Origin of the sequence: Serratia sp. CY82433, assembly GCF_052166535.1 — a bacterium.
GTDB lineage: Bacteria > Pseudomonadota > Gammaproteobacteria > Enterobacterales > Enterobacteriaceae > Serratia > Serratia sarumanii.
The window spans coordinates 1-24,989 of record NZ_JBJNOR010000007.1 but is presented as its reverse complement, the minus strand read 5'-3'; the positions used below and the strand labels follow the sequence as shown (position 1 = coordinate 24,989).

Here is a 24,989-nt window from a genome sequence, read left to right as displayed (position 1 = left end):
GCCGCATCGGGTGCCAGCGGGCATGAGGCGCAGTGATAACGATAACCGCATTCGCCCATCGGCGAAAAATTCGCTATCATCCGCACCCACCCTCCAGCCGGCCGCCCGATGTCTACGATCACCGATACCTTTATCGCCCCGCCATGCCATGACCAAATAGAGATCCTCTATCAGGACGATCATCTGGCGCTGATCAATAAGCCGGCCGGGCTGCTCAGCCTGTCGGGCAAGAATCCGCAGAATCTCGATTCGGTACACCATCGGCTGGTACAGATCTTCCCCGGCTGCACCCTGGTGCACCGCCTGGATTTCGGCACGTCCGGCTTGATGGTGGTGGCCCGCAACAAGGCCGTCAACGCCGCACTCTGCCGGCAGTTCAGCGAGCGCACCGTCGGCAAAGTGTACTGCGCGCTGCTGTGCGGCCATCTGGCGGATAACGAAGGGGTAATAGACGCGGCGATCGCCAAAGATCCGGCGCTGTTCCCGCTGATGTCGATTTGCGCCCTCCACGGCAAGCCCGCCCGCTCCCGCTATCGGGTCGTCGAGCGTTTTTATCGTGAAGCGGAAGACGGGATCTCGCTGCCGCTGACGCGGGTGCAGCTCATCCCGGAGACCGGGCGCACCCACCAGCTGCGTATTCACAGCCGGCAGTTGGGCCACCCTATTTTAGGCTGCGATCTGTATGGCGGGCGACTGCTGCCGGGTACCGAACAGACGCCGCGGCTGATGCTGCACGCCAGCGAGCTGGACTTTGTGCACCCCATTAGCGGGGAGCGGATCGCCGCTCGTCACGCCGCGCCGTTCTGAACGCGGCTTACCACATCAAATCGTCGGGCACTTTAAAGTCGGCGTACGGATCGTCTTCATCCTGTTCTTCCTGACTCAGCGCGCTGTGCAGCACAATGCTGGCCGCATCGCGCTGCGCGATTTTATCGGCGACGCTCGCGGGGATAATCGCGTATTCACACTCTTCCCGGTTCTCGACCACCAGGCGTGCAATGGCGAGGCGGCCATTGATCAGCTGGGTTTGCGTCGCCTTATCCACCAGGATTTTCTTGATCAGGTTACCGTCGGTGAAGTTGAAACCGATATCGCCTTTCGCCAGAACGATGCGGTTCATTTCGATCAGCTGTTTCACCTGCGCCTTGTACTCTTTGGACAGCGCGGCCTGCTTTTGCTGCTCGTTCAGCTGCTTATCGCGCTCAAGCTGCGCCTTTTTATTCTCTTCCACCGCCTCTCTGGCCTCGCGGGCCTGAACGCGTGATTTTTTAGCCGTTCTTTGGACTTTGGCCATTTTCTTGCTGGTTACCAAGCCCGCTTTGAGCATCTGCTCTTGTAAGGTGAGTTTTGTCATGTTCGTGTCTGAAGCCGTGGGATCATTGGGGGATTATACCCGTAATTTTTCAGGCTGCACCAGGTTGCCGGCCCGGTACGTTGGCGGTTTGCGCCGCAGGGCGACGGCGGCCACGCCAGATCATGAATAGCGCTCATGTGGTAATGAAATTAAGTCTCTTTCACTCCCACCGGGACTCTGGCAAAAATAGACCTCATTAACGACAGACAATATGAAATCGGCTGAATAAAAAAAGAGAAAAACAACCCATTGAAAGAAATGGATAAATCCAGCCTTCATATCATATAACAGGATGCTATAAGACGATGAATAGAGACTTTGCCTTTACGATTAAGAGCAGTTCTTTCGATGAAGATTATAACCCTTCTGAAAGTACGCGTATCACCACCAACTTCGCCAATTTGGCCAGAGGGGAAAACCGCCGGGAGAACCTGCGCAACACGCTGGTGATGATTAACAATCGCTTCAATTCGTTGGCGCATTGGGATAACCCCAAGGCCGACCGCTATTCGGTTGAGCTTGACATCATTTCGGTGGAGATGCGCGTTGAAGATCAGGGCGCCAGCTTCCCGGTGATCGAAATCCTGAAAACCAACATCATCGATAAAAAAACGCAAAAGCGAATTGAGGGCATCGTCGGAAACAATTTCTCGTCTTACGTGCGCGATTATGACTTTAGCGTCTTGCTGCCGGCGCACAATAAAAACACGGCGGAATTCACTATCCCGAATGATTTCGGCGATTTGCACGGCAATATCTTTAAGCACTTCGTCAATTCAAACGAATACCATGAGAATTTCAGCAAACCGCCGGTGATCTGCCTCAGCGTGTCCAGCAAAGACACCTATCATCGGACGGGCAATCAACATCCGGTGTTGGGCGACGAGTATCGGCAAGACGGCGCTTCGCTGACCGACCGGTATTTTAAAAAAATGGGCCTGCAGGTGCGCTATTTCATGCCGAAAAATAGCGTCGCGCCCTTGGCGTTTTATTTCCCCGGGGATTTGCTGAGCGATTACACCGATCTGGAGCTGATCGGCACCATCAGCACGATGGAGACCTTCCAAAAAATCTATCGGCCTGAAATTTACAATGCCAACTCGGCGGCGGGGCAATGCTATCAGCCAAGCCTGAATAACCAGGACTATTCATTAACCAAGATTGTTTACGATCGCGAAGAGCGTAGCCAGTTAGCGATTGAGCAGGGGAAATTTACGGAAGAGCAATTTATCAAACCCTACAAGCCCATTCTTGAGCAATGGTCTGCTCACTACGCGCTTTGATTCACTCAAATACAGGTCATCTATTATGAAAATATTGCTCCCTACCTCGACCGCCGGCAGCTTGCCCAAACCTTCCTGGCTGGCCCAACCGGAAACCCTGTGGTCGCCCTGGAAATTGCAAAATGAAGAATTAATCGAAGGGAAACAGGATGCCCTGCGTTTGTCGCTGGCTGAACAACAACAGGCTGGCATCGATATCGTCAGCGATGGCGAGCAAACGCGCCAACACTTCGTCACGACGTTTATCGAGCACCTCAGCGGCGTCGATTTCGAGAAACGCGAAGTGGTTAAAATCCGCAATCGCTATGAGGCGAGCGTGCCAACCGTCGTAGGTGCCGTGGCGCGCCAAAAGCCCGTTTTCGTTGAAGACGCCAAATTTTTACGCCAGCTGACCAAGCAGCCGATTAAATGGGCCCTGCCGGGGCCGATGACCATGATCGACACGCTCTATGACAACCACTATAAAAGCCGCGAAAAATTGGCCTGGGAGTTCGCCAAGATCCTCAATCAGGAAGCCAAAGAGCTCGAGGCCGCCGGCGTCGACATTATTCAGTTTGATGAGCCCGCATTTAACGTGTTCTTTGACGAGGTGAATGACTGGGGCATCGCCGCCCTGGAAAGGGCCGTTGAAGGGCTTAAGTGTGAAACGGCGGTGCATATCTGCTATGGATACGGCATTAAGGCCAATACCGACTGGAAAAAGACGCTGGGCTCAGAGTGGCGGCAATATGAAGAGGCGTTTCCTAAGCTGCAAACGTCTACTATCGATATTATCTCGCTCGAGTGTCATAACTCGCACGTCCCGATGGATCTGCTGGAACTGATTCGCGGCAAAAAAGTGATGGTCGGCGCCATTGATGTAGCGAATCATACCGTTGAGACGCCGGAGGAAGTGGCCGCTACGCTGCGCAAAGCGCTGCAGTTTGTCGATGCCGACAAGCTCTATCCGTCGACCAACTGCGGCATGGCTCCCCTGCCTCGTCAGGTCGCCAGCGGCAAGCTGAATGCCTTGAGTGCCGGCGCCGAGATCGTGCGCCGAGAACTGCTGGCCAAATAATCGCGCCAGCGCCCGCCGCAGTAGCCTCCTGCGGCGGGCGATGATCATCGACTCCCCCTCCCCGCAACGCCCCCGCTCTGGTGTATACTCGGGTTTCTACGCGATGCCAGCCACGGCGGCCTGAACGGCCCCTCAGCCAGCCCACACCAGCTTAATAACAGTGGAACCCTCATGAGCCCAGATACCGCTCGCATCAGCGAAATTATCGATCGCGCCAGGATCTCGCCTTATCAAATCCTCATCCTCACCCTGTGTTTCCTGATCGCCCTGCTGGACGGGTTCGATACCGCCATCATCGGCTATATCGCCCCGGCACTGCGCGAAGAGTGGGGCCTGCAGCCCTCGCAGCTCTCCCCCGCCTTCGGCGCGGGGTTGTTCGGCCTGCTGATCGGCAGCCTGCTGTTCGGGCCGATCGCCGACGCCATCGGCCGCAAACGCGTGCTGCTCGTCGCGGTGCTGGTGTTTGGCGGCTGCACCCTGGCTTCGGCCTATACGCATTCGATCGAATCCCTGACCCTGTTGCGCTTCATCACCGGCATTGGCCTCGGGGGTGCGATACCGACCTGCATCACCCTCAGCTCGGAGTACTCACCGGCGCGCCGCCGCATGCTGATGGTCACCCTGAGCTGGAGCGGCTTTACCGCCGGGCTGGCCCTGGGCGGCCTGCTGGCCGGGCAGATCATCCCGGCGTTCGGCTGGCGCGGCGTGCTGCTGGTCGGCGGCATTGCGCCATTGGCGCTGCTGCCGCTGCTGGCCTGGCAGATGCCCGAATCGGTGCGCTTTATGGCCGCCAGCGCCAGGCATGCCGATCGGCTGCGCCGGGTGGTCGAGCGTATCACCGGCCAACGTTGGACGGGGATAACCATTGTCGATGACGAGCGCCCGGCACAGGCCAAGTCGCCGATCTCGCACCTGTTTATCGAAGGACGCGCCGTGCGCACCCTGCTGCTGTGGGCGGCGTTCTTCTGCTCGCTGTTCGTGTTCTACCTGCTCACCAGTTGGCTGCCGACGATACTTAAAGACGCCGGTTACGATATCGTCCACGCCTCGCGCATCGGGGCGATGGTGCCGCTCGGCGGCACCCTGGGGGCCATCCTGATGGCGATGCTGATGGACCGGATCGGGCCCTACCGCGTGCTGGCCGTCTCCTACCTGGGCGCCGCGCTGGTGATTGGCGCGACCGGGTATCTGATGGGCGACGTCTACACGCTGGCCGCCGTCGTGTTCCTGATAGGCTTCGGCGTGGCCGGCGCGCAGAACGGCCTGAATCTGGTTTCCGCCACCCTTTATCCGACCGCGGCCCGCGTCACCGGCGTCAGCTGGGCCATGGCCAATGGCCGCTTCGGCTCGATCGTCGGCTCGATGCTCGGCGCCTGGATGATGACCACCGCCGGCTCGGCGGAAGTGTTCTTCCTCTGGCTGGCGCTGCCTGCGCTGCTGGGCGCGGGCGCCATCTTCCTGCTCTATCGCCTCAGCCTGCGCCGCCGCGCGCCGCTCGCCAAGCCGGTCGCCGGCGCCTGAACTCGCGGAAAAGAAAAGGCCGAGACGCCCTTGGAGACGTCTCGGCCTGTAATGAAAAAGGGGGCCAAGGCCCCCTTCTCTGTTATTCCGCCTTGGCGGAAGCATCTTCGGTGCGATACAGGTGCACGTCCATCTGCGGGAACGGAATGCCGATGTTGTGGGCATCCAGCGCGCGCTTGAAGTTTTCCATCAGATCGAAGTACACGTTCCAGTATTCCGCGTTGGTGGTCCAGGAACGGGTGACAAAGTTCAGGGAAGACGGCGCCATCTCGTTCAGACGCACGGTCACGCCTTTGGCGTGCATGATGCGCTTGTCGGCGGCGATCACATCGCCCAGCACCTTCTTCACCACGTCGATATCGGCGTTGTAGGCCACGCCTACCACGATATCCACGCGGCGGTTCGGCTCGCGGGAGTAGTTGATGATGTTGCCGGCGATGATTTTACCGTTCGGCACCACGATGGTTTTGTTGTCTGCGGTACGCAGGGTGGTGGAGAAAATCTGCACCTGATCGACGGTACCGGCCACGCCGCCCAGATCGACATATTCCCCCACGCGCAGCGGACGGAAGATCACCAGCAGCACGCCGGCGGCGAAGTTGGACAGCGAGCCTTGCAGCGCCAGGCCGACGGCCAAACCGGCGGCGCCCAGCACGGCGATCACCGAGGTGGTCTGCACGCCGACACGCCCCAGCACGGCGATGAAGGTGAACGCCAGCACGCCGTAGCGCACGATCGCCGCCAGGAAGTCTGCCACCGTGGCGTCGATGCCGCGCAGCTTCATCACGCGGTTCAGCGCATTACCGACCACGCGGGCCACGATCGAACCGATGATCAGGATAACGATGGCGGCGACGATATTCACCGCGTACTGGATCAACAGATCCTGGTTCTTCACCAACCAGTTGCCGGCACCGTTGATGCCGTCTACTACATTCAAATCTTTCATTCGTGTCGTCCTAACTCAGTCCCTAACGGGAGAAACTCGCAAAAATACACTGGCCTCGGCAGCCAGTCGGAAACCACCGCCTAAGGGTAACCAACATTAAAGGCTCATGCCAACCGTCAGCGTTAAAAATAGCCGAAACCGCCCGCCGCTTCTTCTATGCTGAAAACAGCGCGTTGGCCATTTCACGACAAGGGATCCGTTCTTCATGCACATTCGCTCTTCGCTCAAACATTATTGGCAAGTGCGGCCCAGGCTGCTGTTTTCTGTCGGCGCCGGGCTGTTGTGCTTTCTGCTGCTGCCCGCCCAGCTCTCGTTGCTGCAGCGCTTGATGATCGGCTGGAATACGCTGGCCTGGCTCTACCTGCTGTTTCTCTGGCGGCTGATGCTGGTCAGCACGCCGCAGCACATTCGCCAGATCGCCCGGCGACAGGATGAAAGCGCCAGCACGGTGTTGGCGCTGGTCAGTTTCGGTTGTCTGGTGAGCATTCTGGCGATCCTGTTCGAATTGAGCAGCGCCAAACAGGCCAGCGACTCGCTGAAAACCCTGCATCTGGCGTTAACCGGCGGAACGCTGGCGGTCTCCTGGCTGCTGCTGCCGACCGCCTTCACCATGCACTACGCCCATCAATTTTATCGCCAGGGTGCGCAGCAGGAGCCTTTGCCGCTGCTGTTCCCCGGCAATCTCACCGAGCCGACCTATCTGGACTTCGCCTACTTCTCTTTCACCATCGCGGTCGCGTCGCAAACCGCCGACGTGGCGGTCGGCGCCGCGGAGGTGCGTAAAATCGCGCTCGTACAGTCGGTTATTTCGTTCGTGTTCAACATGCTGATCCTGGGCCTGTCTATCAACGTCGGCGCCGGCCTGCTGGGCTGAAAACGAAAAAGGCTCCCCGCAGGGAGCCTTTGGCATCGTGCAACAGGTGCCGAAGATTACAGAACGTCTACCGCGTTCAGATCTTTGAAAGCCTGCTCCAGACGCGTCACCATGCTGGTCTGCGCTGCGCGCAGCCATACGCGTGGATCGTAGTATTTCTTGTTCGGCTGATCGGCGCCTTTCGGGTTGCCCAGCTGGCCCTGCAGGTAAGCTTCGTTCGCTTTGTAGTACTGCAGGATGCCGTCCCAGGTCGCCCATTGGGTGTCGGTGTCGATGTTCATCTTGATCACGCCGTAACCCACAGACTCTTTGATCTCTGCGTCGGTAGAACCGGAACCGCCGTGGAACACGAAGTTCAGGCTGTTGTGCGGCAGGTTGAATTTCTTGGACACGTAGTCCTGAGAATCACGCAGGATGGTCGGGGTCAGCTTGACGTTGCCTGGCTTGTACACGCCGTGCACGTTACCGAAGGAGGCAGCGATGGTGAAGCGCGGGCTGATGGCGTTCAGTTTTTCGTACGCGTAAGCCACGTCTTCCGGCTGGGTGTACAGTGCGGAAGCGTCCATATGGCTGTTGTCCACGCCATCTTCTTCACCGCCGGTGCAGCCCAGTTCGATTTCCAGCGTCATGCCGATTTTGGCCATGCGCTTCAGGTAGGCGCTGCAGATCTCGATGTTTTCTTCCAGAGACTCTTCAGACAGATCGATCATGTGAGAAGAGAACAGCGGTTTGCCGGTAGCGGCGAAGTGCTTCTCGCCAGCGTCCAGCAGGCCGTCCAGCCATGGCAGCAGTTTCTTCGCGCAGTGGTCGGTGTGCAGGATCACCGGCACGCCGTAGTGTTCAGCCATCTGGTGAACGTGGTGTGCGCCGGAGATGGCACCCAGAATCGCTGCGCCCTGAGGCACATCGGTCTTCACGCCTTTGCCGGCGATGAACGCGGCGCCGCCGTTGGAGAACTGAACGATGACCGGCGCGCGCACTTTAGCCGCGGCTTCCAGCACTGCGTTAATGGAGTCGGTACCCACGCAGTTTACCGCTGGCAGCGCAAAGTTGTTCTCTTTAGCAACTGCGAAGACTTTCTGAACGTCATCACCCGTGATGACACCCGGTTTTACGAAATCAAAAATTTTAGACATGTTACTTTGTCCTGTTTCGTCGGCCGTAGATGGATGTAAATCGATGTTTTCACGCCGCGCAGCGTGAGCCGCGCGGTATAAAACAAACGGGCGGCTTTCGCCTCCCGTTGTCTGAATTACTGCTTAGCGCGCTCTTCCAGCATCACGACTGCAGGCAGCGGTTTCCCTTCAACGAATTCCAGGAATGCGCCACCGCCGGTGGAGATGTAGGAAATTTTGTCAGCGATACCGAACAGATCGATGGCTGCCAGAGTGTCGCCGCCGCCAGCGATAGAGAAAGCGTCGCTATCGGCGATCGCGCGGGCGACAATTTCGGTGCCCTTACGGAAGTTAGGGAACTCGAATACGCCAACCGGGCCATTCCACAGAATGGTCTTGGCGTTCTTCAGGATAACGGCCAGACGCTCGGCAGAGACGTCGCCCATATCCAGAATTTGCTCGTTGTCCTGGATCTCGTTGGCCTGCTTCACGGTCGCGGTCGCGGTTTCGGAGAACTCGGTCGCTACGCGCACGTCGGTCGGAACCGGGATGTCGCAGGTTTCCAGCAGTTTCTGCGCGTTCGGGATCAGGTCAGGTTCGTACAGGGACTGGCCCACGTTGTTGCCCTGCGCCGCCACGAAGGTGTTGGCGATGCCGCCGCCGACGATCAGCTGATCGGCGATTTTGGACAGGGAATCCAGCACGGTCAGTTTGGTGGAGACTTTAGAACCGCCCACGATGGCAACCATCGGACGGGCCGGGTTGCCCAGGGCCTTGCCCAGCGCTTCCAGCTCGGCGGACAGCAGCGGGCCGGCACAGGCGACAGGCGCGAACTTGCCCACGCCGTGGGTGGAAGCCTGCGCGCGGTGCGCGGTGCCGAACGCGTCCATTACGTACACGTCGCACAGCGCCGCGTATTTCTTGGACAGGGTTTCGTCGTCTTTCTTCTCGCCCTTGTTGAAACGGACGTTTTCCAGCACCACCAGTTCGCCTTCGGCGACGTCGACGCCATCCAGATAATCCTTCGCCAGACGCACTGGGGATTTCAGGTGATCTTTCAGGTAGTTAACAACAGGCAGCAGGGAGAATTCTTCGTTGTACTCGCCTTCGGTAGGACGACCCAGGTGGGAGGTTACCATCACGCGGGCGCCTTGCTTCAGCGCAGCTTCGATAGTCGGCAGGGAAGCGCGGATACGCGCGTCGGAAGTCACTTTACCGTCTTTTACCGGCACGTTCAGATCGGAGCGGATCAGTACGCGTTTACCCGCCAGATCCAGATCGGTCATCTTAATTACAGACATGGTGAACCCTCTTTATTGAATCTCTATAAAATTGCCTGAGCAGCGCGCCAATCACGCCGGCGCCGCCGTACTAGAAACCGCTGGCGGCCATTGCCCGTGTTGTATCCAACATCCGATTGGCAAAGCCCCATTCATTGTCGCACCAGACCAAGGTCTTTATCAGGTGCTGCCCGCTGACCCGGGTCTGCGTACCGTCGACGATAGCGCTGTGCGGGTCATGGTTAAAATCGATCGAGACCAATGGTAATTCCGTGTAGTCAACTATACCACGAAATGATTCCCGTGCGGCCTTTTGCAACAGCTGGTTGACCTCCGCCACCTTCACCGCGGCGCTCACGCTGACGCTGAGATCGATAGCCGTCACGTTGATGGTCGGCACGCGCACCGAGATCGCCTCGAAGCGATCGCAAAACTGCGGGAAGATACGGGTGATGCCCGCGGCCAGCTTGGTGTCGACCGGAATGATCGACTGGCTCGCCGCGCGGGTGCGCCGCAAATCCGCGTGATACGCGTCGATCACCGGCTGATCGTTCATCGCCGAGTGAATGGTGGTCACGGTGCCGGATTCGATGCTGTAGGCGTCGTCCAGCAGCTTGATCACCGGAATAATGCAGTTGGTGGTGCACGAGGCGTTGGACACGATGCGATGTTCCGCCAGCAGCGTCTGATGGTTGACGCCGAACACGATGGTGGCGTCCAGATCGTTGCCGCCCGGATGGGCGAACAGCACTTTCTTCGCCCCCGCCGCCAGATGGGCTTCGCCATCCGCCCGGCTGCCGTACACGCCGCTGCAGTCCAGCACCACGTCGACGCCCAGCTCGCCCCAGGGCAACTGCTCCACCGCCGGCTGATGCAACAGGCGAATCGCGTCGTCCCCGACGCTCAGCGTGTCGCACTCTTGCCGCACATCCCAGGCGAAGCGGCCGTGGCTGGAATCGTACTTCAGCAGATGAGCCATGCCCTCGGCGTTCGCCAGCTCGTTGATCGCCACCACGGAGATTTCCGCCCGTCGTCCCGATTCGTACAGTGCGCGCAATACGCTGCGGCCGATGCGGCCAAAGCCGTTTATCGCTATGCGGATGGTCATGCTGCTCCTGAAAAAGGGCCGTCCCGCCGGGCTGACTCACCGGCGCCGGGCCGGCGCTGACTGGTTGTCTCACTAACCCGCATAGAGTAGTGGATCGCACCGCCCGCTGTGAATCGCCGCGTTTGCATTATTCCTGCGCTTCAGCAGCTTTTCGCCGCCGTCACATCGGCATTTCTGTCGAAGAGCGCTTCAACTGAAACGCTTCAGCTGAGCATAAACCAAAGTTTTGGCAAAAGGAACAGGTGCAACAGTTCCACAAGTAACGGAGAGGAGTTTTACGAGCATAAGATGATCTGGCGCACATTTTTGGCCTCAAGGCCGCGGCGGATTTTCACTCGCCGGCCCCGTTTCGCCGTAGTGCTCGCGGAAATAGTCGCGCAAAAATTCGACCGTCACCCGCACTTTCGCCGACGTTGCCAGCCGGGAAACGTACACCGCCCAGATGTTGGCCGGCTGAAAATACTCCGGCAGAATGTGCACCAACCGGCCGCTGTCGATGTTCTCTTTCACGTCCCAGGCGGAACGCAGCGCAACGCCCTGCCCGTCCAGGCACCACTGGTGCACGATCTCGCCGTGGTTCGACGCCAGCGCCCCCGTCACCTTCACCGTCTCTTCGCCGCCCGGCCCCTGCAGCCGCCATAGCCCGAACGGGTGATCGCGCTCCTTGATCACCAGGCAGGTGCGGCCCGCCAGCTCCGCCACGCTTTTCGGCACGCCGTGGCGCTGCAGATACGCCGGCGAAGCGCACAGGATGCGCTGGTTGTCCGCCAGCTTGCGCGCGATCAAATTGGGGGCGATATCGTCGCCGATGCGGATATCCAGATCGAACCCTTCGCTGACCAGATCCACCAACCGATCGGACACGTCGAGCCGCAGCTCCAGCTGCGGATACTCCCGCGCCAGCGCCGACAGCGCCGGGGCCACGAAGCGTCGGCCGAAGCCGAAGCTGCTGACCACGCGCAGCATGCCCTGCGGCGCCTGACGTACCTCGGACAGCTCGTCCATCATCTGATCGACATCGTTGAGAATGCGCTGCGCCCATTCGTAGATGCGCTCGCCGTCCTCGGTGATCGCCACCCGCCGCGTGGTGCGGTGCAGCAGCGACACGTCCAGCGCCTTCTCCAGCAACGCGATGCGTTTGCTGATAAAGGCCGGCGACACGCCCAGCTCTTCGGCGGCGGCGGCAAACCCGGCGCGGCGTGCCACCAGCACGAACACCCGCAGGTCACTCAGGATCGGCATATTGTTCATGATTCGTGTTTTATGTTTCACCGTTTTCGAGATTGATTAACAGTTAGTCAATTATAGGATAAGAGTGTTGTCAATCTCCCCTACCTACAAATGAGACCTCTGTATGAGCAAAACTTACAAGATTGCCGCTATCCCCGGGGACGGTATCGGGCGGGAAGTGTTGCCGGAAGGCATACGGGTATTGCAGGCGGCGGCGGCGCGCTGGGATCTGTCGCTGGAGTTCGCCACCTTCGAGTGGGCCAGCTGCGACTACTACCAGCACCACGGCCAGATGATGCCGGACGATTGGTTTGAGCAGCTCAAGGGCTTCGACGCCATCTATTTCGGCGCCGTCGGCTGGCCGGATACGGTGCCCGATCACATTTCGCTGTGGGGTTCGCTGCTGAAATTCCGCCGCGACTTCGAGCAGTACGTCAACCTGCGCCCGGTGCGGCTGTTTCCCGGCGTGCCCTGCCCGCTGGCGAACAAGCAGCCGGGCGACATCGATTTCTACGTGGTGCGCGAAAATACCGAAGGGGAATACTCCTCGCTCGGCGGGCGGATGTTCGAAGGCACCGAGCGCGAAATGGTGATCCAGGAATCAGTCTTCACCCGCCAGGGCGTGGACCGCATCCTGAAGTACGCCTTTGAGCTGGCGCAGCAGCGCCCGCGCAAACGCCTGACCGCCGCCACCAAGTCCAACGGCATGGCCATCAGCATGCCGTACTGGGACGAGCGCGTGGCGGAAATGGCGCGCCAGTACCCCAATATCGCCTGGGACAAACAGCACATCGATATTCTGTGCGCGCGCTTCGTGCTGAACCCCGAACGCTTCGACGTGGTGGTGGCCTCCAACCTGTTCGGCGATATTCTGTCGGATCTCGGCCCGGCCTGCACCGGCACCATCGGCATTGCGCCGTCGGCCAACCTGAATCCAGAGCGCAACTTCCCGTCGCTGTTCGAACCGGTGCACGGCTCGGCGCCGGATATTTTCGGCAAGAACATCGCCAACCCGATCGCCATGATCTGGAGCGGTGCGATGATGCTGGACTTCCTCGGCGACGGCGATGCCCGTTACCGCCAGGCGCACGACGGCATCCTGCAGGCGATCGAGCACATCATCGCCGACGGGCCGCGCACGCCTGACATGCGCGGCGATGCCTCCACCCAGCAAGTTGGCCAGGCGATCGCCTCCCTGCTGCAACGCTAAGCATCGCCGGTTTTCCTGCGCAGGGCGCCCTTTCGCGCCCTGCTTTGCCACGTCCGTTTTTCCGCTTCGATCGCCGCCGCAAATCCGCTGAAAACCACCGCAGAAAGCACGCCAATACCCCGGCCAAGATCACAACAAATTGTTTACATACTGTGTTTTATCCTTTTACAGATGCCCCAATTGTGGCCCTCCTGTAATTTGTGCACACTCGAAAATGTTAATGAAGAGTAAATATTCTCGGCGGCGTTCTGCCGGGGCGTTTACTCCTCGCGGTGTAACAAAACAAAGGGTTCAAACCAATAAGGCCCGGGCGCACCCTACGCTCCGCGCACCGGCCCACCACCGATAACAGGAGTTCACTCCCATGCAGAGCAACCCTAAAAAGGATGTCACGCTCATCGCCATCAGCCTGTGCAGCATTGCGCTGATCGCCATTTGCCTGATGCTCTTTCCGGCTCAATCCGCGCTTATCGCCAACACCATTTTCAACGGCGTCACCCGGCTGTTCGGTTCAACCATTCAAATCCTGGTGCTGATCGCCCTGCTGGTGGTGCTGTATCTGGCGTTGAGCAAATACGGCAACATCCGCCTCGGCGAAGGCAAACCGCAATACTCCACGCTGGCCTGGCTGTTCATGTTCATCTGCGCCGGCCTGGGCTCGTCCACCCTGTATTGGGGGGTGATGGAATGGGCGTATTACTACCAGACGCCGGGGCTGAACATCGCGCCGCGCACCCCGAAGGCGCTGGAATACAGCATCAGCTACTCCTTCTTCCACTGGGGCCTGAGCGCCTGGGCGACCTACGCCCTCGCCTCGCTGATCATGGCCTACCACTTCCACGTGCGTAAGAACAAAGGGCTCAGCCTGTCGGGAATCATTTCCGCCATCACCGGCGTGCGCGCCAACGGCCCGATCGGGCGGATGGTGGATCTGATTTTCCTGGTCGCCACCGTCGGCGCCCTCACCATTTCGCTGGTGCTGACCGCCTCCACCTTTACCCGCGGGCTGACGGCGCTGACCGGCATCCCCGACAATTTCGCGGTGCAGGCGACGGTGATCCTGCTGGCGGCGGTGATCTTCTGCCTCAGCTCCTACATCGGCATCGACGGCGGCATGCAGCGCCTGAGCAAAATGGTCGGCTGGGGCGCATTCGCCTTCGCCGGGCTGGTGCTGCTGGTCGGCCCCACCGAGTTCACCATCAACAACACCATCAACGCTATCGGCCTGACGGCGCAAAACTTCCTGCAGATGAGCCTGTTCACCGATCCGATGGGCGACGGCAGCTTCAGCCGCAGCTGGACGGTGTTCTACTGGCTGTGGTGGATCTCTTACACCCCGGGCGTGGCGATGTTCGTCACCCGCGTCTCGCGCGGCCGCAAGATTAAAGAGGTGATCTGGGCGCTGCTGCTCGGCAGCACCCTCGGTTGCTGGTTCTTCTTCGGTTCGCTGGAAAGCTACGCCATGCACCAGTTCATCAGCGGGCAGCTCAACGTGCCGGAGATCCTCAGCACCCAGGGCGGCGAAACCGCCGTGCAAATGCTGCTGACGGCGCTGCCGCTCGGCAAGCTGTTCCTGGCCGCCTATCTGTTCATCATGATCATTTTCCTGGCCTCGCACATGGACGCGGTGGCCTACACCATGGCCGCCACCAGCACCCGCAACCTGCAGGAGGGGCAAGATCCCAGCCCGATGCTGCGCCTGTTCTGGTGCGTGGTGATCACCCTGATCCCGCTGTCTATCCTGTTCACCGGCGCCTCGCTGGACACCATGAAAACCACGGTGATCCTGACCGCGCTGCCGTTCCTGCTGGTGCTGCTGGTGAAAACCTACGGCTTCACCCGCTGGCTGAAGCAGGACTACGCGGCCATCCCGGCGCACCTGATCGAAAGCAGCGCGCCGGCGCTGCCCGAAGCGCCGCCGGCCGCCGAACTCTCCGCTCCATCGTCGTATCAACCGCGCCCTATGGCGAAATGACAATAAGAAAAGAGGAAGGTTAACTTATGAGCACTCTGATCCCTGAATTTACCTTACCGAAAGATTTCTGCGCCGACGCCCGCGAGGCTTACACCATTCCGGCCCGGTTCTATACCCACCAGGCGGCGTTCGAGCACGAAAAAGAGCAGGTGTTCGCCACCAGCTGGATCTGCGTGGCGCACCGCAGCGAGCTCGCCGAACCGAACGACTACATCACCCGCGAGATCATCGGTGAAAACATTCTGGTGGTGCGCGGCCGCGACAACGTGCTGCGCGCCTTTTACAACGTCTGCCCGCACCGCGGCCACCAGCTGCTGGCGGGCGACGGCCGGGCGAAAAACGTCATCACCTGCCCTTATCACGCCTGGGCGTTCAAGCTGGACGGCGAACTGGCGCACGCGCGCAACTGCGAAAACGTGCAGAACTTCGATAAGGAAAACTCGCACCTGATGCCGGTGCGGGTCGAAGAGTACGCCGGGTTTATTTACGTCAATCTGGACTCGCAGGCCGGCACGGTTGAAGACCAGCTGCCGGGCCTCGGCGCCAAAGTGCGCGAAGCCTGCCCGCAGGTCGACGATCTCAAGCTGGCGGCGCGTTTCGTCACCCGCACTCCGGCCAACTGGAAGAACATCGTCGACAACTACCTCGAGTGCTACCACTGCGGCCCGGCGCACCCCGGCTTCGCCGACTCGGTGCAAGTCGACCGCTACTGGCACACCCTGCACGGCAACTGGACGCTGCAGTTCGGCTACGCCCGCCCTTCCGAGCAGTCGTTCAAGTTTGAAGAGGGTAAAGAAGCCAGCTTCCACGGCATCTGGCTGTGGCCGTGCACCATGTTCAACATGCCGCCGCTGGAAGGCATGATGACGGTGATCTATGAGTTCCCGGTCGATGCGGAAACCACCCTGCAGCACTACGACATTTACTTCACCAACGCCGATTTGAGCGACGAACAGCTCAAACTGATCGACTGGTACCGCGACGTGTTCCGCCCGGAAGATCTGCGGCTGGTGGAGAGCGTGCAAAAAGGCCTCAAATCGCGCGGCTATCGCGGCCAGGGGCGCATCATGGCCGACGGCGCCGGCAGCGGCGTCAGCGAGCACGGCATCGCCCACTTCCACAACCTGCTGGCGCAGGTTTATCAACCCTGATGCGACGGGGCCCACGGGCCCCCTCCCCCTGACTTGTGAGGTTCTTTGTGAATATTTCCGATCGGGCGCTATTCCGCCAACAGGCCTACATCAACGGGCAATGGCGCGATGCCGACAACCAGGAAACCCTGCCGGTGAGCGATCCCGCCACCGGCCAACTCATCGGCAGCGTGCCCAACATGGCGACAGCCGAAACCCAACGGGCGATCGACGCCGCCCAACAGGCGCTGGAAGGCTGGCGCGCGCTGCCGGCACAACAGCGCGCGCAGCTGCTGCGCCGCTGGTTCGAACTGATGCTGGAACACCAGCAGGATCTGGCCAGCCTGATGACGCTGGAGCAAGGCAAGCCGCTGGCGGAATCGCTGGGCGAGATCCGCTACGCCGCCTCCTTTATCGAATGGTTCGCCGAACAGGCCAAGCGCACCAATGGCGACATCATTCCCTCGCCGAGCGGCGATAAACGCCTGATGGTGCTGAAGCAGGGCATTGGCGTGTGCGCGGCGATCACCCCCTGGAACTTCCCGGCGGCGATGATCACCCGCAAGGCTGCGCCGGCGCTGGCGGCCGGCTGCACGCTGGTGGTCAAACCCGCTAACGAAACCCCTTACTCGGCGCTGGCGATGGCCGAGCTGGCCGAACGCGCCGGCATTCCCGCCGGGGTGTTCAACGTGGTGACCGGCAACTCGCAGGCGATCGGCGCCGAGCTGACCCGCCACCCGCAGGTGCGCAAACTGAGCTTTACCGGCTCCACGCCGGTGGGCAGGCTGCTGATGCGCCAGAGCTCGGACACCATCAAGAAAGTGTCGCTGGAGCTGGGCGGCAACGCGCCGTTCATCGTGTTTGACGACGCGGACATCGATGCCGCGGTGGAAGGCGCGCTGATCGCCAAATACCGCAACGCCGGGCAGACCTGCGTCTGCGTCAACCGGTTCTACGTGCAGCGCGGCGTTTACCCGCAGTTCGCCGAGAAGTTTGTCGCCCGGGTGGCGGCGCTGCAGGTCGGCAACGGCTTCGAACCCGGCGTACAGATCGGCCCGCTGATCAACTGCAAGGCGCGCGACAAGGTGCTGGAGCTGCTCGATGATGCGCTGAGCAAAGGCGCTCGGGTGCTGACCGGCGCCACGCCGCACGCGCTGGGCGGCAATTTCTTCACGCCGACGGTGCTGGGCGACGTGCAGCCCGGCTCGCTGCTGCTGGAAGAAGAGATCTTCGGCCCGGTCGCGCCGCTGGTGGTGTTCGATGACGAAGCCGAGGCGATCCACCAGGCCAACGACACCATCTACGGCTTGGCCGCCTACTTCTACACCCGCGATGCGGCGCGCATCTGGCGCGTTTCGGAGCGGCTGGAGTACGGCATGGTCGGCATCAATACCGGCCTTATCTCCAACGAGGTGGCGCCGTTCGGCGGGGTGAAGCAGTCGGGCCTGGGGCGTGAAGGCTCCGAATACGGCATCGAAGACTATCTGGAGCTCAAATACCTGTGCCAGGCGGTATAACTTTTTCATGCGCGGGGACGCCCGCGCTTTGGAGCCAATAAATGACCAGCTATCAGATGCTTGATGTTCGCGTCGTCGACATCGAACCCGTCACCGCGCAGGTCAAGCGCTTTACCCTGGCGGATCCGCAGGGCCGGCCGCTGCCCGCCTTCAGCGGCGGCAGCCACATCATCGTGCAAATGCAGGACGGCGAGCAGCGTTACAGCAATGCCTATTCGCTGCTGAGCTCACCGTTCGAGCTCGACCGTTACCAGATCGCCGTGCGCCGCGAGTCCCCTTCCAAAGGCGGTTCCGACTTCATGCACGACCGGCTGGCGATCGGCGATACGCTGACCATCAGCACCCCCAATAACCTGTTCGCGCTGGCGCCGGAGGCGCAGCATCACGTGCTGATCGCCGGCGGCATCGGCATCACGCCGTTTATGGCCCATCTGCACGAGCTGCAGCGCAGCGGGCAACGCTATCATCTGCACTACTGCTTCCACAGCGAGGAACACAACGCCTTCCAGCAGCAGCTGACGCAAGCGCCGTTCACCGACAACGTCAGTTGCCATGTCTCCAGTCTTAACGGCCGGTTGGATCTAGCGCGCACGCTGGCCGACGTGGAGCCCGGTGCCCATATCTATGTCTGCGGCCCGGCGGCGCTGAACGAAGCGGTTTACCGGACCGCCGCCGAACTGGGCATCGCCCCCGGTCGCTTGCACAGCGAAGCCTTCGCCGCCGAAGACACGGCGGGCGGTGCCTTTACGCTGGTGCTGGCCCGCTCGGGTATTGAGCTTGAAGTGGCGGAAGACATGACCATCCTGCAGGCGCTGGAAAACAGCAAGGCGGCTAAAGTCGAGTGCCTGTGCCGCGAAGGCATTTGCGGCACCTGCGAAACCCGCATCGTCGAAGGGGAAGCCGATCACCGCGATCAGTATCTCAGTGACGAAGAGCGCGCGGCGCAGCAAACCCTGTTGATCTGCTGCTCGCGCGCCAAGGGCAACCGGCTGGTGCTGGATCTGTAAACGGAGCGCCCGCGCCTGCGGGCGTCCTGACTAGGCTTTCGGGAATATCCACAGATGTTCGGCCGGCAGGGAGAGCCGGCACAGCGCCCGATCGCGCGCTTCGTGGCCATAGGCGCGCACCACGAAATCCTCGGCCACGGTGCGGAACAGGTATTCCCAGCGATCGCCGAGATACATGCTGGTCAGCAGCGGCAGCTCAAGCTGGTTGCCCTGCGGATCTTCGCCCAACCGCACGCGCTCCACGCGGATCACCGCCGAGCCCTCCTGGCCGACCTGCACGCCTGCGCCCGCTTTGCCCCACAGCGCCCAATCCTTGCCTTCGATGCGCGCCCGGTCGCCTTCCAGCGCGACGATCTTGCCCGGCAAGCGGTTATTGCTGCCCATGAACTCGGCGGTGAACAGCGTGGTGGGCGAACCGTACATCTCCTGTGGCGTGCCCTGCTGCTCGATTTTGCCGTTATTGAGCAGCAGGATGCGATCGGAAATGGCCATCGCCTCGTTCTGATCGTGAGTCACCATTAGCGCCGACAGGCCAAGCTTGATGATCAATTCGCGCAGGAATACCCGCGCCTCTTCGCGCAGCTTGGCGTCAAGGTTGGACAGCGGCTCGTCCAGCAGGATCACCGGCGGGTTGTAGACCAGCGCACGCCCAATCGCCACGCGCTGCTGCTGGCCGCCGGATAGCTGGTGCGGATGGCGCTTGGCCAGATGCCCCAACCCGAGCTGATCCAGCACCGCCTGCACCCGCTGGGTGATTTCCGCCGAGGCGATCTTACGCAGCTTCAGCGGGTAAGCGACGTTCTCAAACACCGTTTTATGCGGCCACAGCGCGTAGGACTGAAACACCAGCCCCAGGTTGCGCTCTTCGGCGGGAATTTCGCTGCGCGCGCTGCCGTTGTACACCGCGCTGTTGCCGATGACGATCCGCCCCTGGCTCGGTTTCTCCAGCCCGGCCACCGCCCGCAGCAGCGTGGTTTTGCCGCTGCCCGACGGGCCCAGCAGCGAGACCACTTCGCCCCGTTTCAGATCCATCGACACCCCTTTCAACACCGGGTTGTCGCCATAGGTCAAATGCAGATTCTCTACCGAAAGTTCAATCATGTAATTTCACTCCAAAGCGCAAGGCAATCCCCAGCCCCAGCACCACCAGCAGGATATTGATGAACGACAGCGCGGCGACGATATCGATAGCGCCCGCGGCCCACAGGGAAACCAGCATCGAGCCGATGGTTTCCGTGCCCGGAGACAGCAGATACACCCCGGTAGAATATTCGCGTTCAAAAATCAGGAACATCAGCAGCCAGGAGCCAATCAGGCCGTAGCGCGACAGCGGAATGGTGACGTGGCGGGTGATCTGGCCACGGCTGGCGCCGGCGCTGCGCGCCGCCTCCTCCAGTTCCGGCCCCACCTGCAGCAGCGTGGAAGAGATCAGCCGCAGGCCGTAAGCCATCCACACCACGGTGTACGCCAGCCAGACGCTGAAGATGGTGCTGCGCAGCGAACGCAGCCAGACAATCCAGTTAGCACGCAGCCACTCGGCCATCGGCAGCGCCGACAGCCAGCCCTCCTTGAGCGATTTGTCCAGCCACATCGGCAGGAACAGAAACACCCACAGGAATGCCAGACCGGCCAGCAGCCCCGGCACAGCGCGCGGCACCAGCACGCTGTAATCGAGGAAGCGCGTGGCGCCATCCGGCTTGCGGTGCATGGCGATGCCGATGAACAGGTAGCACGCCACCGCCAGCGCCCCGCCAATCACCCCAATCGCCATTGAGTTGACGATGGCGCGCAGCAGGTTGGGCTGCGCCCAGATGGTGCGGAAGGTGTTGATCGACAGCTCGTCCCAGACTGACACGCCCACGCCCCAGTTGGAGATAAAGGCGCGCAGCACCACGCCGATCAGCGGCACGCCGATGGTCACGGTCAGCCAGAACACCACCACCGCGCCGGCCACCCAGCGCCATTTGCCCAGCGGCAGCGCGCGGGCCTGCGAGGCTTTGCCCTTGACGGTAACGAAGCGGTTGGCGGTGCGCATCAGCCGGCGCTGCAGCATCACCAGCGGAATGGTGATGCAGATCAGCACCACCGCCACCGCCGCCATCAGGTGGTAAGACGGCGTGCCCAGCTTGTTGGTCAACTGGTACAGGTAGGTCGCCAGCACCAGATTGCCCTCCGGATCCCCCAGCACCAGCATCAGGCCGAACACTTCCAGCCCGAGGAAGAACAGCAGCACCCCGGCGTACAGGATAGACGGCCGCACCATCGGCAGGCTGACGGCGGTCATCACCTGCAGCGGCGTGGCGCCGGCGGTGCGCGCCGCCTCTTCAACGTCGGAGCCCACGCTGCGCAGCGCCGAGGAGATGTACAGATACGCGTGGGGCACGTGCGTCAATCCGGCTATCACCACGATGCTGGCCATCGAATAGATGTTCCACGGCACGAAGCCCAGCAGCGCCTGCGCCCACAGCGAGAAGAAGCCCACCGGCCCCGCCGCCACCACGTAGCCGAAGCCCAGCACCATCGGCGACACGAAGATCGGCACCAGAATCAGCGGCTCGATGATCCGCCGCCCCGGCAGATCGGTGCGCACCATCAGGAAGGCCAAAATGCCACCGAGGGGGATGGCGATGATCACCAGGCCGAATGCCAAAATAAAGCCACTCTTCAGCGCTTTGTAGAAATCCGGATCGGTAAAGATGAACTCGAAGGCCTCCAGGCTGAAGACCTTGGAGGGAGAGAAAAACGGTGCCGAGAGGAAGCTTTGAATGATGATAAACGACAGGGGGACATAGATAACCAGCGCGGTTATCAACACCACCAGGCCGCGCGGCAGGCTCTGCCACTTTCTGCGCCATGCTTGCATAAATGCTCCCTATGGTTGTAAACGACGACCAAAGGGCGCGCGCCTATAAGGCAGGCGCGCGTCCGAATGCAGTCCCTGTTATTTCGCCGCGGCGGCGCGCCACTGTTTGATGTAGTCGAGGCGTTTGGCCGGCTGCAGATATTCCAGCAGGCTGTCGTCAACCGGGATCGGCTTGAGCGCGTTACCCAACAGCTTGGTCATGCCGTCGATGTCGTTCTTGCCTTCGATGTCGTTGCGGATCGAGGGGATATCCGCCTGATTGGCGAGAATACTTTGCCCTTTCTCCGACAGCACGTAGTCGAACCACAGCTTGGCGGCGTTAGGGTTGCCGGCCTCTTTGCTGATGAAGCTCACGCGCGACAGCACCAGGGTATAGTCTTTCGGATAGACGATGCCGAGCGACGGGTCGCTCTTGGCGCGGGCCTCGGCGTACGAACCGAGGATATTGAAGCCGATCAGGTTTTCACCGGAGGAGACGCGCTCCATCATGGTGCCGGTGGAGGATTGCACCGCCAACCCGCCCTTGGCCACGTCGGCCAGCGTTTTGAAGTAGTTAGGATCGGCCTTGAAGTCCTGCACCGACAGCATGAAGCCGACGCCGGATTTTTCGATGTCGTACGTGGTGACTTTCTTCTTGAATTTGTCCGTCTGGCCGGCGATCAGCTTGGCCAGCGCCGCGTGCGAATCCGGCACATCGCCTTGCGGGATCAGGCGTTTGTTATAGATAAACACCACCGGCTCATAGGTGGTGCCATACACTTTATCTTGCCATACCGCCCATTTCGGCAGCTGGGCCTGCTCAGGGGAGGCATACTCCTGCGCGTAATCGCCCGCCAGTTTCAAAATGGTGTCCATCGACGAGCTCCACACCACGTCGCCGCTGGTGCCGCCGGCCGCCTGCTCGCTGATGAAGCGGTTATAGAGTTCGGTGCTGTTCATGTCGTTGTATTCCACCTTGATGCCCGGATACAACGCCTCGAACCCCTGGATCAGCGGTGCCGCCGCCTTGGTGTCGGTGGTCGAGTAAATCACCACCTTGCCTTCTTTCTTCGCGCCGTCGACCCATTTCTGATAGTCGGCGGGGTAGCCCGCCGGGAAGGCCGCATAGGCGGAAACGGAGCCCAGTAAGGTGATTGCAGCTACGGTCGCGCTGATTTTTTTCATCATCATCCATCCCCTGATCACATTTAATAAACCAAAAATTAACATATAGTTAATAACTGCAACGAGGCAACGGCGTTGCTTTGTTATCTTTCGGTTTTGTGAGGTTGGACATTTTTTAGCCAACAAAAAAGCCCGGCAGCGCGGGCTTTACGGCACTTTCTGTTGCAGACTATTCGGCCAGGCGAGAGCGCCGCAGCAGGCGAATTCGCTGTACGATGGCGATCTTGGAAACTTCAGGACAAACGCCGGCATTCAACCCGCGATATGCCGATCTTTTTCACCCGCAAACCGGTCGAAGACGGCCATGTCTCTTTCGCCTATGACTCTTTCAAACCGCATATCGAAATCCCGCTGTCGATAGACATGGTGGCGCGCGCGAGCTAAAGCCCTGCCGGGCCGGCCGCCATGATCCCTCTGTGCGGCCGGTTCACGCCAGGATAAACAGCGCTGGATTAATCAGGTTTTTGTCGCCGAATTATTATATCCTGCCGGACGAAAATTTTGCGGGCGCTCGCGGCCCCCTGCGCCTGCCCTTCTGCGGTTCTCCATCCGCAGCCAGGCCGTTTATTTCATGAATACAGGCAGTGCCATACCGTTATGACCAAGAATTTATCCCCGAAAGACATTATCGCCCTGGGCTTTATGACCTTCGCCCTGTTTGTCGGCGCCGGCAACATCATTTTCCCGCCGCTGGTGGGACTGCAGTCCGGTGAACATCTGTGGCCGGCCGCCCTCGGGTTTATGGTGACCGCCGTCGCCCTGCCGGTGATCGCCGTGATCGCGCTGGCGCGCGTCGGCGGCAGCATCAGCCTGCTGACCGGCCCCATCGGCCGCACCGCCGGCCTGCTGTTGGCGACCGTCTGCTATCTGGCGCTCGGCCCGCTGTTCGCCACGCCGCGAACCGCCAATGTCTCTTTCGCCCTCGGCATCGCGCCCTTCACCGGCGACGGCGCCCTGCCGCAGTTCATCTACAGCCTGCTGTTCTTTACCCTGGCGATGATCGTCTCGCTGTATCCCGGCCGCTTGCTCGATAACGTCGGCCATATTCTGGCGCCGCTAAAAATTCTGGCGCTGGCCGCGCTCGGCATCGCCGCCCTGGTTTGGCCCGCCGGTGAACCGGTCTCCGCCGTCGGCAGCTATCAGGCAGCGGCGTTTTCCACCGGCTTCGTGCAGGGGTATCAAACCATGGACACGCTGTCGGCGCTGATGTTCGGCTCGATTATCGTCACCGCCGCCCGCTCGCGCGGCGTCAGCGACAGCGGCCTGCTGCTGCGCTACACCCTGTGGGCCAGCCTGATCGCCGGCGTCGGCCTGACGCTGGTCTATATCTGCATGTTCAAGCTCGGCGCCGGCAGCGGCGGCCTGGTCGAGAGTGGCGCTCAGGATGGCGCGGCGATCCTGCACGCCTATGTGCAGCACACCTTCGGCGATCTGGGCAGCATCTTTATGGCGGTGCTGATGTTCATCGCCTGCCTGGTGACGGCGGTCGGCATGACCTGCGCCTGCGCGGACTTCTTCTCCCGCTACCTGCCGCTCTCTTACCGCGCGCTGGTGGTCATCCTCGCCCTCTTCGCCATGCTGGTCTCCAACATGGGGCTGGCCAATCTGATCCGCGTCTCGCTGCCGGTGCTGACGGCGATCTATCCGCCCTGCATCGCACTGGTGTTACTCAGCTTCAGCCAGAACCGCTGGCGCAGCGCCAAGCGCGTCTTCGCGCCGGTGATCGCCACCAGCCTGGTGTTTGGCCTCGCCGACGGCCTGAAGGCCTCCAGCTTCAGCGGCCTGCTGCCCGCCTGGTTCGATAAGCTGCCGCTGGCCGAACAGGGTCTAGTCTGGCTGCAGCCTACGCTGCTGGTGCTGTTGCTGGCGGCGGCTTACGATCGGCTGCGCAGCGTCGAAAGCGCCAACGCCGCGTCGTAACCGCGGGTTCCGCCCATAAAAAAAGCCGGTCACGATGACCGGCTTTCTTATTGGCTGGTGCCAGGCCGCTTACTTCAGCAGCGCCTGCGCCTTGGCCACCACGTTGTCCACGGTGAAGCCGAACTCGGCGAACAGTTGCTCCGCCGGCGCCGACTCACCGAAGGTGGTCATGCCCACGATGGCGCCGTTCAGCCCCACGTACTTGTACCAGTAGTCCGCGATACCCGCTTCCACCGCCACGCGCGCCGTTACCGCCGCCGGCAGCACCGATTCGCGGTACGCCGCATCCTGCTTGTCGAACGCGTCCGTCGACGGCATCGACACCACGCGCACCTTGCGGCCCGCCGCGGTCAGCTTGTCCGCCGCTTCCACCGTGATGCCCACTTCGGAGCCGGTGGCAATCAGGATGACGTCCGGCGTGCCCGCGCAGTC

21 protein-coding genes are annotated in these 24,989 nt (G+C 60.9%); 11 read left to right on the top strand and 10 right to left on the bottom strand.

The genetic code is table 11. From position 1 onward, the window contains the following. Positions 1 to 108 precede the first annotated feature (108 nt). Positions 109 to 807: an RluA family pseudouridine synthase gene (locus tag ACJ8PI_RS22255; protein ID WP_049212562.1), complete on the top strand. Its 699-nt coding sequence runs from the start codon at positions 109 to 111 to the stop codon at positions 805 to 807. Positions 808 to 814: 7 nt separating this feature from the next. Here the strand turns inward: ACJ8PI_RS22255 and ACJ8PI_RS22250 are convergent, their stop codons facing one another. Next, the gene (locus tag ACJ8PI_RS22250; protein ID WP_033635867.1) at positions 815 to 1,354 is read right to left on the bottom strand and encodes a DUF2058 domain-containing protein; all 540 of its coding nucleotides are present in this window, start codon (positions 1,352 to 1,354) and stop codon (positions 815 to 817) included. A gap of 305 nt (positions 1,355 to 1,659) precedes the next feature. On the opposite strand from ACJ8PI_RS22250, the gene ACJ8PI_RS22245 reads away from it, so the two are divergent. The 3 genes from ACJ8PI_RS22245 to ACJ8PI_RS22235 all read left to right on the top strand — a co-directional run bounded on the left by ACJ8PI_RS22245 (position 1,660) and on the right by ACJ8PI_RS22235 (position 5,215). Further along, positions 1,660 to 2,637, top strand: a complete 978-nt coding sequence (locus ACJ8PI_RS22245) for a DUF1852 domain-containing protein (RefSeq protein ID WP_033635868.1) — start codon at positions 1,660 to 1,662, stop codon at positions 2,635 to 2,637. 25 nt (positions 2,638 to 2,662) lie between these two features. Next, positions 2,663 to 3,694, top strand: coding sequence for a methionine synthase (locus ACJ8PI_RS22240; RefSeq protein WP_033635869.1), 1,032 nt, complete (start codon positions 2,663 to 2,665; stop codon positions 3,692 to 3,694). A gap of 171 nt (positions 3,695 to 3,865) precedes the next feature. Next, positions 3,866 to 5,215, top strand: a complete 1,350-nt coding sequence (locus ACJ8PI_RS22235) for an MFS transporter (RefSeq protein WP_164134695.1) — start codon at positions 3,866 to 3,868, stop codon at positions 5,213 to 5,215. A gap of 82 nt (positions 5,216 to 5,297) precedes the next feature. Here ACJ8PI_RS22235 and mscS read toward each other — a convergent pair whose 3' ends face one another. Then, positions 5,298 to 6,164, bottom strand: coding sequence for a small-conductance mechanosensitive channel MscS (mscS, locus tag ACJ8PI_RS22230; RefSeq protein ID WP_033635871.1), 867 nt, complete (start codon positions 6,162 to 6,164; stop codon positions 5,298 to 5,300). Positions 6,165 to 6,369: 205 nt separating this feature from the next. On the opposite strand from mscS, the gene ACJ8PI_RS22225 reads away from it, so the two are divergent. Further along, positions 6,370 to 7,038, top strand: coding sequence for a DUF1345 domain-containing protein (locus ACJ8PI_RS22225; RefSeq protein WP_033635872.1), 669 nt, complete (start codon positions 6,370 to 6,372; stop codon positions 7,036 to 7,038). A gap of 56 nt (positions 7,039 to 7,094) precedes the next feature. On the opposite strand, the gene fbaA is transcribed toward ACJ8PI_RS22225, so the two are convergent. The 4 genes from fbaA to ACJ8PI_RS22205 form a co-directional block, all read right to left on the bottom strand. Beyond that, on the bottom strand, positions 7,095 to 8,174 hold the full coding sequence (gene fbaA / locus ACJ8PI_RS22220; protein WP_025304179.1) for a class II fructose-bisphosphate aldolase: 1,080 nt from the start codon (positions 8,172 to 8,174) through the stop codon (positions 7,095 to 7,097). 116 nt (positions 8,175 to 8,290) lie between these two features. Then, positions 8,291 to 9,454, bottom strand: a complete 1,164-nt coding sequence (gene pgk / locus ACJ8PI_RS22215) for a phosphoglycerate kinase (RefSeq protein WP_025160206.1) — start codon at positions 9,452 to 9,454, stop codon at positions 8,291 to 8,293. Between the two features lie 70 nt (positions 9,455 to 9,524). Continuing rightward, positions 9,525 to 10,541 carry an erythrose-4-phosphate dehydrogenase gene (gene epd / locus ACJ8PI_RS22210; RefSeq protein WP_004931582.1) on the bottom strand — a complete coding sequence of 339 codons (1,017 nt, stop codon included), beginning with the start codon at positions 10,539 to 10,541 and terminating at the stop codon, positions 9,525 to 9,527. A 312-nt stretch (positions 10,542 to 10,853) separates the two neighbouring features. After that, a complete protein-coding gene (locus ACJ8PI_RS22205) occupies positions 10,854 to 11,813 on the bottom strand; it encodes a LysR family transcriptional regulator (protein ID WP_275428462.1) in 960 nt (319 codons plus the stop codon). 82 nt (positions 11,814 to 11,895) lie between these two features. On the opposite strand from ACJ8PI_RS22205, the gene ACJ8PI_RS22200 reads away from it, so the two are divergent. The 5 genes from ACJ8PI_RS22200 to ACJ8PI_RS22180 all read left to right on the top strand — a co-directional run bounded on the left by ACJ8PI_RS22200 (position 11,896) and on the right by ACJ8PI_RS22180 (position 18,610). Continuing rightward, positions 11,896 to 12,981 (top strand): tartrate dehydrogenase, encoded by a 1,086-nt coding sequence (locus ACJ8PI_RS22200; protein WP_164134694.1) that lies wholly within the window; start codon positions 11,896 to 11,898, stop codon positions 12,979 to 12,981. Positions 12,982 to 13,345: 364 nt separating this feature from the next. Then, positions 13,346 to 14,956: a BCCT family transporter gene (locus ACJ8PI_RS22195; protein ID WP_033654034.1), complete on the top strand. Its 1,611-nt coding sequence runs from the start codon at positions 13,346 to 13,348 to the stop codon at positions 14,954 to 14,956. 26 nt (positions 14,957 to 14,982) lie between these two features. Next, positions 14,983 to 16,107 (top strand): aromatic ring-hydroxylating oxygenase subunit alpha, encoded by a 1,125-nt coding sequence (locus ACJ8PI_RS22190; protein WP_033635879.1) that lies wholly within the window; start codon positions 14,983 to 14,985, stop codon positions 16,105 to 16,107. 47 nt (positions 16,108 to 16,154) lie between these two features. Then, positions 16,155 to 17,603: an NAD-dependent succinate-semialdehyde dehydrogenase gene (locus tag ACJ8PI_RS22185; RefSeq protein ID WP_164134693.1), complete on the top strand. Its 1,449-nt coding sequence runs from the start codon at positions 16,155 to 16,157 to the stop codon at positions 17,601 to 17,603. A 41-nt stretch (positions 17,604 to 17,644) separates the two neighbouring features. After that, a complete protein-coding gene (locus tag ACJ8PI_RS22180; protein WP_038871117.1) occupies positions 17,645 to 18,610 on the top strand; it encodes a PDR/VanB family oxidoreductase in 966 nt (321 codons plus the stop codon). 30 nt (positions 18,611 to 18,640) lie between these two features. Here ACJ8PI_RS22180 and ACJ8PI_RS22175 read toward each other — a convergent pair whose 3' ends face one another. The 3 genes from ACJ8PI_RS22175 to ACJ8PI_RS22165 all read right to left on the bottom strand — a co-directional run bounded on the left by ACJ8PI_RS22175 (position 18,641) and on the right by ACJ8PI_RS22165 (position 22,640). Beyond that, entirely contained in the window at positions 18,641 to 19,711 is a 1,071-nt protein-coding gene (locus tag ACJ8PI_RS22175) for an ABC transporter ATP-binding protein (RefSeq protein ID WP_164097731.1), read from the bottom strand. Next, complete coding sequence (locus ACJ8PI_RS22170) at positions 19,704 to 21,473, bottom strand: ABC transporter permease (protein WP_033635883.1); 1,770 nt, start codon at positions 21,471 to 21,473, stop codon at positions 19,704 to 19,706. The genes ACJ8PI_RS22175 and ACJ8PI_RS22170 overlap by 8 nt, the downstream gene beginning before the upstream one ends. A gap of 78 nt (positions 21,474 to 21,551) precedes the next feature. Continuing rightward, positions 21,552 to 22,640, bottom strand: coding sequence for an ABC transporter substrate-binding protein (locus tag ACJ8PI_RS22165; RefSeq protein WP_039567916.1), 1,089 nt, complete (start codon positions 22,638 to 22,640; stop codon positions 21,552 to 21,554). Positions 22,641 to 23,234: 594 nt separating this feature from the next. On the opposite strand from ACJ8PI_RS22165, the gene brnQ reads away from it, so the two are divergent. Further along, complete coding sequence (gene brnQ / locus ACJ8PI_RS22160) at positions 23,235 to 24,557, top strand: branched-chain amino acid transport system II carrier protein (protein ID WP_049194828.1); 1,323 nt, start codon at positions 23,235 to 23,237, stop codon at positions 24,555 to 24,557. Between the two features lie 69 nt (positions 24,558 to 24,626). Here the strand turns inward: brnQ and ACJ8PI_RS22155 are convergent. Further along, on the bottom strand, positions 24,627 to 24,989 hold a 363-nt coding region (locus ACJ8PI_RS22155), incomplete at its 5' end, for a transketolase-like TK C-terminal-containing protein (protein ID WP_414104262.1).